At 33.0% G+C, this 10,169-nt stretch carries 8 protein-coding genes and 1 rRNA gene; 6 read left to right on the top strand and 3 right to left on the bottom strand.

Translation table 11 applies throughout. From position 1 onward, the window contains the following. Positions 1-13: 13 nt before the first annotated feature. Together rrf and pafA are read left to right on the top strand one after the other, a co-directional pair. Positions 14-123, top strand: a 5S ribosomal RNA gene (gene rrf / locus KHA98_RS22685). A gap of 669 nt (positions 124-792) precedes the next feature. Further along, positions 793-2,427 carry an alkaline phosphatase PafA gene (pafA, locus tag KHA98_RS22680; protein WP_213260279.1) on the top strand — a complete coding sequence of 545 codons (1,635 nt, stop codon included), beginning with the start codon at positions 793-795 and terminating at the stop codon, positions 2,425-2,427. Positions 2,428-2,566: 139 nt separating this feature from the next. Here pafA and ald read toward each other — a convergent pair whose 3' ends face one another. Beyond that, positions 2,567-3,685, bottom strand: a complete 1,119-nt coding sequence (ald, locus tag KHA98_RS22675; RefSeq protein WP_213260278.1) for an alanine dehydrogenase — start codon at positions 3,683-3,685, stop codon at positions 2,567-2,569. A gap of 201 nt (positions 3,686-3,886) precedes the next feature. On the opposite strand from ald, the gene KHA98_RS22670 reads away from it, so the two are divergent. Continuing rightward, positions 3,887-4,345 carry an Lrp/AsnC family transcriptional regulator gene (locus KHA98_RS22670; RefSeq protein ID WP_213260277.1) on the top strand — a complete coding sequence of 153 codons (459 nt, stop codon included), beginning with the start codon at positions 3,887-3,889 and terminating at the stop codon, positions 4,343-4,345. 58 nt (positions 4,346-4,403) lie between these two features. On the opposite strand, the gene KHA98_RS22665 is transcribed toward KHA98_RS22670, so the two are convergent. Together KHA98_RS22665 and KHA98_RS22660 are read right to left on the bottom strand one after the other, a co-directional pair. Beyond that, positions 4,404-5,852 (bottom strand): glyceraldehyde-3-phosphate dehydrogenase, encoded by a 1,449-nt coding sequence (locus tag KHA98_RS22665; protein WP_213260276.1) that lies wholly within the window; start codon positions 5,850-5,852, stop codon positions 4,404-4,406. Between the two features lie 160 nt (positions 5,853-6,012). Continuing rightward, positions 6,013-7,413: a trypsin-like peptidase domain-containing protein gene (locus KHA98_RS22660; RefSeq protein ID WP_213260275.1), complete on the bottom strand. Its 1,401-nt coding sequence runs from the start codon at positions 7,411-7,413 to the stop codon at positions 6,013-6,015. Between the two features lie 160 nt (positions 7,414-7,573). Here KHA98_RS22660 and dapF point away from each other — a divergent pair, with 160 nt between their 5' ends. Genes dapF through mltG form a run of 3 tightly spaced genes read left to right on the top strand, consistent with a single transcriptional unit; the run spans position 7,574 to position 9,976 of the window. Next, positions 7,574-8,356 (top strand): diaminopimelate epimerase, encoded by a 783-nt coding sequence (dapF, locus tag KHA98_RS22655; protein ID WP_213260274.1) that lies wholly within the window; start codon positions 7,574-7,576, stop codon positions 8,354-8,356. A gap of 34 nt (positions 8,357-8,390) precedes the next feature. Next, entirely contained in the window at positions 8,391-8,924 is a 534-nt protein-coding gene (locus KHA98_RS22650; RefSeq protein WP_213260273.1) for a GNAT family N-acetyltransferase, read from the top strand. Positions 8,925-8,935: 11 nt separating this feature from the next. Beyond that, positions 8,936-9,976 (top strand): endolytic transglycosylase MltG, encoded by a 1,041-nt coding sequence (gene mltG, locus KHA98_RS22645; RefSeq protein ID WP_213260272.1) that lies wholly within the window; start codon positions 8,936-8,938, stop codon positions 9,974-9,976. The last annotated feature ends 193 nt before the right edge of the window (positions 9,977-10,169 follow it).

Genomic DNA, 10,169 nt, shown 5'->3' with positions numbered 1-10,169 from the left:
AATTATAACTTCTTAAGGTGGTTATTGCGGCGGGGCTCACCTCTTCCCATCCCGAACAGAGTAGTTAAGCCCGCCTGCGCAGATGGTACTGCAGTTATGTGGGAGAGTATGTCGTCGCCTTTCTTTTAAAGAATCCTCATCATTTATTTGATGAGGATTTTTTGTTTTATTCAATATTGTATCGTACTGCACTTTGTGGGAGTCCCGATAGCTATCGGGGGTCGTCGTCTTTCTTTTGAAAATCCTCATCATTTATTTGGAGGATTTTTTTTGTAAAATATTGAATCGTACCGCACTTTGTGGGAGCCCCGATAGCTATCGGGGGTCATCGCCTTTCTTTTGAAGAATCCTCATCATTTATTTGATGAGGATTTTTTGTTTTATTCAATATCGAATCGTACTGCACTTTGTGGGAGCCCCGATAGCTATCGAGGGGTCGTCGTCTTTTTTTTCAAAAAAAAGCTATCCGAAATGGATAGTTTTTTTGTAATTATATTCTGAATACAAAACTTCAATTAATCTATACTTGCGTTAGTGATGAAAGTGGCATCCTTTTGCGGGAAAGAAAAAGATACATGTTTTCCCTGAATCTTCTTCCGCAAAAGATAAAACGTACAGCACGACTCGGAGGGAAACGCTATTAACTGAATTAATTAAATTTTTAGTACTAATTAATAAATTTGCGTTTATCTAATTCTGTTAAATTAAAGTCAATTTTTAGTTTTAAATAGGTCGTAGCTAGACTTTTTGGATGTGAATCCCTATTTTTGTTTTAAATATTATAATTTAAGTATGAAAAAAACTATTGTATTGTTGACATTATTTGTGATAGCAAATTTAAATGCTCAACAGCGCCCTAAGTTGGTTGTAGGTATTGTTGTAGATCAGATGAAGATGGAATATTTGTATCGCTTTTCTGATGATTTTACTCAAAATGGATTCAAGAGATTAATGAATGAAGGATTCACTTTTCAGAATATGCATTATAATTATATGCCTACTTATACGGCTCCAGGTCATGCTTCAATTTATACAGGAACAACTCCAGCCACTCATGGTATTGTAGGGAACGAGTGGTTTAGCAGAACTTCGGGAAAACAAATGTATTGTACAGATGATGCAGGTGTTAAAACTGTTGGTGACGGAACGGTAGAAGAAGGTGCAATGTCTCCTAAAAATTTGCAAAGTACTACTATTACTGACGAAGTAAGAATGGCAACTAATTTTACAGGAAAAGTAATTGGAATGAGTCTTAAAGATCGTGGCGCAATTTTACCTGCGGGACATTTTGCAAACTGGGCTTTTTGGTACAGTAAAACGGGTTCTTTCATTTCTAGTACATTTTATGGAGAAAAGCTACCTGATTGGGTGACACAATTTAATAATGAAAAACACTATTTGCCTTACCTTAATAAAGGATGGGATTTATATAAACCAGCATCGACTTATAATGAAAGTTTACCTGATAACAATCCTTATGAAGGTAAATTGTATGGAAGTGCTGCACCGGTTTTCCCATATGATTTAAAATCAATGTATGAGAAAAATGATGCTGGTGTGATTAGATCTACGCCTTTTGGAAATGATCTTTTGGCTGAATTTGCAAAGAGAGCTATTGAAAAGGAAGATCTTGGTAAAGATAATATTACTGACTTTTTAACGGTTAGTTTTTCGTCGACAGATTACGTAGGTCACTTACTTGGACCTCGTTCAATGGAACTTCAGGATACATATTTGAGATTGGATCAAACAATTGCTGATTTTTTAGCTTACTTGGATAAAACGGTTGGTAAAGGAAATTATCTTCTTTTCTTAACTGCTGATCATGCAGGAGCAGAGAATGTTATTTATTTGAAAGATCGTAAATACAATGTAGATAATTATCCATCGAAAGATGTTCGTAAAAGTCTACAGGATTTTTCAGTTCAGACTTTTGGAGTGGATTTATTATTGAATTATTCTAATTTTAATATTTTCTTCAATAAACAGATAATTAGGGAAAAAGGTTTAGAATTAGCAAAAGTAAAACAAGCTTTTAAAGACTTTTTAATAGCGCAGCCTCAAGTTAAAAAAGTGTATACGGAAGAAGAAATTTTAGCTAACGGAGGAAATGATTATTATTTAAATTTTGTTGCAAAAGGTTATGATGTAACTCAGGATGGTGATATGGTTGTGATTGATAAACCAGGTAATATCGAATATTCGCCGACTGGAACTTCTCACGGAACACCTTATACTTATGATACGCATGTACCAGCTATATTTTTCGGATGGCATATTAAGAAAGGGGAATCATACGATAAAAAAGCGATTACAGAAATAGCTCCGACAATAGCGCAAAAAATTAAAGTTTCTTTCCCTAACGGAACTGAAGCAAAAGTTATGCAGGAAGTTCTGGATACAAAAGTTGTGGACACAAAAAAATAAACTGTTTTATATAGAATTAAAGAGCCTGTCAGACGACAGGCTTTTTTTATTTATCGTGAAAAAGAAAAGGCTTTTCAATTAAGAAAAGCCTTTTTTAAATAGTGTTTAGTAAGCACTTATTTTAATGTTAGCACTATCACTATGCGTTTGCTAACACTAACTCTTCGTTAAAAGGAAGATTCCAAGCTTCTGCAACTCCTTTGTAAAGGATTTTTCCATTAGCTACATTTAATCCTTTTTTCAATTCTTCATTTTCGTTACAAGCTTTTTCCCATCCTTTGTTTGCTAATTGTAATGCATATGGCAAAGTAGCATTCGTTAAAGCTAAAGTTGATGTATAAGGTACCGCTCCTGGCATGTTAGCCACACAGTAGTGAACAATATCATCAATAATAAATGTTGGGTTTTCGTGAGTTGTTGGAGTACAAGTTTCAATACATCCACCTTGATCTACAGCTACGTCTACGACTACAGCTCCCGGACGCATTAATTTAAGCATATCACGTGTAATTAAGTGTGGAGCTTTTGCACCTGGAATTAATACAGCACCAACTACTAAATCAGCATCTTTAATTGCTCTGGTAATGTTATAGTGATTAGACATTTCTGTGTTTACGTTTGCTGGCATGATATCGTCTAATTGACGTAAACGTGGTAAGCTTAAGTCCATAATAGTAACCTGAGCTCCTAAACCAGCAGCCATTTTTGCAGCTTGAGTTCCTACGATTCCACCACCTAAAACTAATACTTTAGCAGGAGGTACTCCTGGAACTCCACCTAAAAGAATTCCTCTTCCTTTTAATGGTTTTTCAAGATATTTTGCTCCTTGTTGAATTGCCATACGACCAGCAACTTCAGACATTGGAACTAATAAAGGTAAACTACGATCTGTTTTTTCAACTGTTTCGTAAGCTAAACATACTGCTCCTTTTTCAAGCATAGCGTGAGTTAATTCTTCTGATGAAGCAAAGTGAAAATAAGTAAAAAGTAACTGATCTTTTTTGATCAAAGGATATTCAGAAGCAATTGGCTCTTTTACTTTGATAATCATTTCTGCAATTGCATAAACTTCTTCGATTGTTGCAAGAACTGTTGCTCCTGCATTTGTGTATTCGTCATCGCTGAATCCACTTCCTAAACCAGCAGTAGCTTGTACATAAACAACATGTCCGTGTTTTTTCATTTCAGAAACCCCAGCTGGAGTTAATGCTACACGGTTCTCATTGTTTTTAATTTCTTTTGGAACACCTATTACCATTTTGTTATATTTTTTTGTTTTTTTTGAATTTCGTTTTACAAAGCTACAGATAGAGAATATATTATTGATAATCGCTGTATAAATAAGAAAATATTATTTTATTTTATACTTTTACAGAAATTAATTCTTTTTGAAGTGCTTTTTGCTTCCTGAAAAAGAAAAAACGACTTATTTTTAATTGTAATTGAAAACGTTTTCGTTATGGCTTTAGATGAAATAGACAAAAAAATCTTACGACTTTTACAGGAGAATGCACACTACACGTTAAAAGACATAGCAAATAAAATTAATTTGTCTCTTACGCCTGTTCATGATCGGGTTAAACGTCTTGAAAAAGAGGGTGTTATAGAGAAGTATGTTTCAATTTTAAACAAGAAAAAACTTGGTAATAATCTAACTGTTTATTGTCAGGTTACATTAACAAAACAGACATATGATACATCTGAGGGATTTAATCAATCCATTTTAGATTTACCGGAAGTGGTAGAATGTAATTATGTTTCAGGGAATTTTGATTATATGCTTAAAATTATAATTCCGGATATGGAGAGCTATCATCATTTTCATCAAAAGAAGTTATCTATTTTGCCTGAAGTTTCATTGATTAATACTGTTTTTGTAATTTCAGAAGTAAAGAGTACAACGGTTCTTCCCATATAATAAAAAAACCACCAAGAAAACTTGATGGTTTTTAGAAATAGTTGGTTTTGGTTTTATATTAATAGTAAGTAAAGCGTCTTACTTTTGCGATATATTTTGCTAAACGAATTACTTGATGGCTGTATCCATATTCATTATCATACCAAATATAAAGTACAATGTTTTTTCCATCTTTAGAAACAATTGTAGCGTTACTATCGTAGATTGATGGCGCTGATGTTCCTACAATGTCAGATGATACTAACTCATTATTTAGAGAATACTTAATTTGTTCTACAAGTTCTCCTTCCAGAGCGTATTTTTTCATGATTTTATTAATGGCTAAAATTGAGGTAGCTTTTTTTACTTCAAGATTTAAGACCACTAAAGAACCATTTGGAACAGGAACACGAATTGCATTTGATGTAAGTTTTCCTTCCAATGAAGGTAAAGCTTTTGCAACTGCACTTCCTGCGCCAGTTTCGGTAATTACCATGTTTAAAGCCGCAGCTCTGCCACGACGGTATTTTTTATGCATGTTATCAACCAGATTTTGGTCGTTTGTATAAGCATGAATCGTTTCTAAATGCCCTTTTACAACACCAATTGTCTCTTCAATTGCTTTTAAAACAGGTGTTATTGCATTTGTTGTGCATGATGCAGCTGAGAAAATACTAATTTCATCAGGATTGAAATCATTATGATTCACACCGTGTACTATATTAGGAATTCCTTTTCCAGGAGCTGTCAATAAAACTTTACTCGCTCCTTTTGAAGTTAAATGTCTTTTAAGAGCTTCCTCCGTTGTAAAGACACCTGTATTGTCAATTATCAGAGAATCATTTATACCGTATTGTGTATAATCAATTTCTTCCGGTGCATTTGCAGTTATAATATGTACGGTTGTCCCGTTTATAATTAAGGCATTATTTTTAGGATCGGCAGTAACAGATCCTTGAAAATCTCCATGAATAGAATCGTATCTCAATAATGAAGCTCTTTTCTCTAAACTAGATGCATCATTTTTATCGCGGGTTACAATAGCTCTTAAACGCAATTGATTTCCTTTTCCGGTTTTTGACATTAGCTCTCTTGCTAATAAACGGCCAATTCTTCCAAAACCATATAAAACAACATCTTTAGGTTGAATTTCTTCTGATGATTTTGCTTTTTTTAATTTATCCATAACAAAGTATCTTGCATCTGGATATTTTTCATCTTCTAAACGATATTCGTATGTTAATTTTCCTAAATCTATTTTTGCTGGAGGTAAATCTAATGATAAAACAACTTTTGCAATTTCAACCGAATCAAAAATGGTAATTGGTTTGCCAACAAATTCACCTGCATATTGATGCAGATTGATTATATCACTGACATTTTGATCCAGTAATTGATTTTTAAATAAAACCATTTCGATAGACTTGTCATACCATAAATCACTTATGATTTTTATTAATTCGACACCAGCTCTTCTTCGGTCGACTTGTAATGATACCTCTTTTTGGTACAAAGATTTTTTGCTCATAATTGATTAAATTGAAAAAATAAAATGCTCACTATTTTAAAATTTGGCGCAAAAGTATCCATTTCAATCGATTTCGTAAACTATTTTATGATTTATTTTTGAAAATAAAAAAAGCCACCTTAAAATTAAGATGGCTTTAAAAATTATAAATTTTATTTTTTTAAATGATAATTCTAAAGATTTCTCCGTTTCTGCTGATCATCTCAATACGGACACTTTGCCCTTCATCTTTTTTACTTAAAAGTTTAGAGACGGTTTCAACATTTGTTGCTTTTACATTATCAATACTTAAAATGATGTTGCCTTGCAATTCATTTTGATATTGCATTAAATTCTCATTAGTGATATTTTTGATTTTAACACCATAATCAATTCTGAATTTCTTTTTATCGGCGGCATCGATGTTTTCTAATTCGATTCCTTTAAATTCGGCACTGTAAAATTCATTTTTGCTCAACGTTACAGGAACAGATTTTGTTTTTCCTTCCTTAATGTAGGTAACTTTTACAACATCATTTGGTCTTTTAGTATTGATATAACCAGAAAGATCAGCATAAGTTGCGATGTTTTGCTCATCTAGTTTTACAATAATATCACCTTTAGTAAGTCCGGCTTTTTCTGCGCCTGAATTTTTGGTTACTTTATTAATGTAGAATCCTTGTGTCTCTGTAATCCCTAATTCTTTAGAAGCTGTGCTATTAAGTTCGCCACCTTCTACGCCAAGTATTCCTCTCTGAACATTTCCGTATTCCATAATGTCCTCAATAATTTTTCTTGCAATATTGGATGGAACTGCAAAAGAATATCCAACATAAGAACCAGTCATTGAAGAAATCATCGTGTTAATTCCAATCAATTCACCTCTTGCATTTACTAATGCTCCACCGCTATTTCCAGGATTTACTGCCGCATCTGTCTGAATGAAAGACTGAATTCCGCTTTGATCTAAATTTCGGGCTTTCGCCGAAACAATTCCGGCAGTAACAGTCGAAGTTAAATTATAAGGATTTCCAACTGCCAAAACCCATTCACCCACTTTTACAGAATCAGAGTTAGCAAAAGCGGTATAAGGTAGTTTTTCATCAGCATTAATTTTCAAAAGGGCAATATCCATTTTAGAATCCGTGCCAATTAATTTTGCTTTGTATGATTTTTTATTGTTTAAAGTAATTTCAATTTCTGTTGCATCTTTGATCACGTGATTATTGGTGACGATATATCCATCTTCAGAAATAATTACTCCAGAACCGGTTCCTACTTGTTCTTGTTGCTGCTGTCCGCCATAACCATAGAAAAATTCGAGCATCGGATTGCTTACGGTTCTTCTCGAAACATTTTTTACGTGAACAACGGTATGAATAGTTTTGTCTGCAGCTTCTGTAAAATCGACCGCTTCAGCAGCTAAACCAACATTTCTTCCAAATGAGTTTGGGGCAAGAGTTACAACAGAATTTCCTTTTCCAAAAAATGAATTGTTGCTTTCAAATAATAACTTGTAAGCACCAAGAGTAATAGTACCACTAAGTAATGATACTAAAAATAAGGCTGAAAATCTTTTCATATTAGAGTTTGTAATTAAGTTATTAGAATTTTGTTTCCTGTTTAATTTAACGTAAAATTACTTCAAAAAATTATTTGTAAAAACGGTTTAACGCTCTTTAACAATGATTAACATTTCCTTAATTAATTGTTCGTACTTTTGTAGTTCTAACAACTAAAAAATGCAAATAGAATTTTATAAATATCAAGGTACAGGGAATGATTTTGTGATGATTGACAATCGTTCTAATTTTTTTCCAAAAGAAGATATTCAGTTAATTGAACGTCTATGTGACAGACGATTTGGTATTGGTGCAGACGGACTTATTTTACTGGAAAATGATTCAGATACAGATTTCAGAATGGTTTATTATAACTCTGATGGAAATCAAAGTTCAATGTGCGGTAATGGAGGAAGATGTTTGGTTGCTTTTGCCAATCAATTAGGAGTGATTGATGATAAGACTACTTTTATAGCTACTGATGGATTGCATCATGCTTCTGTCGGAAAAGATGCTATCGTTTCTTTACAAATGATTGATGTTGATGAAATCCAAAAACAAGATTCCTATACTTTTTTAAATACAGGTTCGCCACACCATGTTCAGATTGTTGAAGATTTGAAAAACTATAATGTAAAAGATAATGGAGCAGCGATTCGTTACGGAGAATTATATGGTGAAAAAGGAAGCAACGTTAATTTTGTAAAAAAGATTGACGAGGATACTTTTTCTCTTCGTACTTATGAAAGAGGTGTTGAAGATGAAACTCTGGCTTGCGGGACCGGTGCAACAGCTGTGGCAATTGCAATGAATGCTATTGGACAAACAGACAAAACTTCGATTAATTTAAATGTTGAAGGAGGAAAATTGGTTGTCTCTTTTGATAAAATTGGAGATCATTTTACGAATGTTTTTCTAACAGGACCAGCAAAATTTGTTTTTAAAGGGACTATCGAAATTTAAGTCTCAGAAGCGTCAACCTAATTTCATAATTTAAATGATAACACTCAAGGGAGAATCGATTTATTTACGTGCATTAGAACCTAATGATTTAGAGTTTGTTTATGCTATGGAAAATGATCAGAGCATTTGGGAAGTCAGCAATACCAATACACCTTATAGCCGATTTTTGATTCGTCAATATCTTGAAAATGCACAACAGGATATTTATGAGGCAAAACAATTGCGTTTGGCTATTTGTCAGGATGAAGATTTTCCGGCAATTGGATTGATAGACTTATTTGAATTTGATCCCAGAAATAATAAAGCCGGAGTTGGAATTGTGATTCAGAATACAGATAACAGAAACCAAAATATTGGTTCTGAGGCATTAGAATTATTAATTAAATATTCTTTTCACCATTTAAATCTACATCAATTATATGCAAATATTAATGTAGGAAATGTAGCTAGTATAGCTCTTTTTACTAAATTTGGTTTTGAGAAAATCGGAATTAAAAAAGATTGGATTTTGCTAAATAACCACTATCAAGACGAAGCAATTTTTCAATTAATTAACAAACATATTTAACATTTTAGACTTTGAAACTAAAAAAAATCATCACTCTATTGGCTGTAGCCGTAATTTCTGTTTTAATGATTTACGGATTTATTTTAATTAGCCGAATATTTAGCTCTAATACTAAATTTGAAGAAAAAGAGCTTTATGTATACGTTCCAACTGGGGCAAACTATACAGATGTAAAAAAAATATTAGAACCATACATTAAGAATTTCGACAATTTTGAAATGGTAGCGAATAAAAGAAGCTATCCTGAAAATGTAAAGTCTGGTCGTTTTTTACTTAAAAAAGACATGAACAATATTGATTTGGTGCGCGCAATGCGTTCTAATGTTCCGGTAAAATTGGCTTTTAATAATCAGGAGCGTTTAGAGAATTTTGCGGGAAGAGTAGGTTCTGAAATCGAAGCGGATAGTTTATCTTTATTAAAGGCGATAAAAGATTCAACTTTTATGGCAGCAAACGGATTTAATGAAGAGAATGTTTTTGCAATGTTTATTCCAAATACTTACGAGATTTACTGGAATACTTCTGCAGAAAAATTCCGTGATAAAATGATTAAGGAATACCATAATTTTTGGACAACAGAAAGAATTGAAAAAGCAAAAAAACAAGGTTTAACTCCAGTTCAGGCTACTATTCTAGCATCAATTGTTCATAAAGAGTCTGTTAAGAAAGACGAGCGTCCACGTATTGCGGGCGTTTATTTAAATCGTTTACGTTTGGCGATGCCGTTGCAAGCTGATCCAACTGTAATTTATGCTTTGAAATTAAGAGATAATAATTTTGATCAGGTCATTAAAAGGGTTTTTTATAACGATTTGGTTATGAAGTCACCTTATAATACTTATGTGAATATTGGATTGCCTCCAGGGCCAATTGCAATGCCTGATATTACGGCACTTGATGCGGTTTTAAATCCAGAGAAAAACGATTATATCTATTTTTGCGCTAGTGTAGAACGTTTTGGGTATCATGAATTTGCTTCAACTTTGGCAGAACATAATGTGAATGCAAAAAAATATTCTGACTGGATTGCAAGCCAGGGAGTAACGAGATAATTATTCAATAAAAACACTTATTATAGAAAAAACCGAAGCTTATTCAGCTTCGGTTTTTTTATTATTTGTCTCGTCCTGAAAAAAGTTGACTATAATAGATGCAATTATGTCAACAGAAAGAAAACATTCTAAAAATCCATTGCCTCCCCAAACTTTCAGTGAGGTCTTTAAAAGGAAGGTCGTAAAAGAATTT

The organism is Flavobacterium branchiicola, from assembly GCF_018383905.1.
Lineage (GTDB): Bacteria > Bacteroidota > Bacteroidia > Flavobacteriales > Flavobacteriaceae > Flavobacterium > Flavobacterium branchiicola.
This window is presented reverse-complemented; position numbering and strand designations above follow the sequence as displayed.

Excerpts from the sequence above, each read along its gene's own strand:
- KHA98_RS22650 (WP_213260273.1), top strand. The coding sequence starts at position 8,391 with ATGATAACACTCAAGGGAGAATCGATTTATTTACGTGCATTAGAACCT.
- KHA98_RS22665 (WP_213260276.1), bottom strand. The coding sequence starts at position 5,852 with ATGAGCAAAAAATCTTTGTACCAAAAAGAGGTATCATTACAAGTCGAC.
- dapF (WP_213260274.1), top strand. The coding sequence starts at position 7,574 with ATGCAAATAGAATTTTATAAATATCAAGGTACAGGGAATGATTTTGTG.
- ald (WP_213260278.1), bottom strand. The coding sequence starts at position 3,685 with ATGGTAATAGGTGTTCCAAAAGAAATTAAAAACAATGAGAACCGTGTA.
- KHA98_RS22670 (WP_213260277.1), top strand. The coding sequence starts at position 3,887 with ATGGCTTTAGATGAAATAGACAAAAAAATCTTACGACTTTTACAGGAG.
- pafA (WP_213260279.1), top strand. The coding sequence starts at position 793 with ATGAAAAAAACTATTGTATTGTTGACATTATTTGTGATAGCAAATTTA.
- KHA98_RS22660 (WP_213260275.1), bottom strand. The coding sequence starts at position 7,413 with ATGAAAAGATTTTCAGCCTTATTTTTAGTATCATTACTTAGTGGTACT.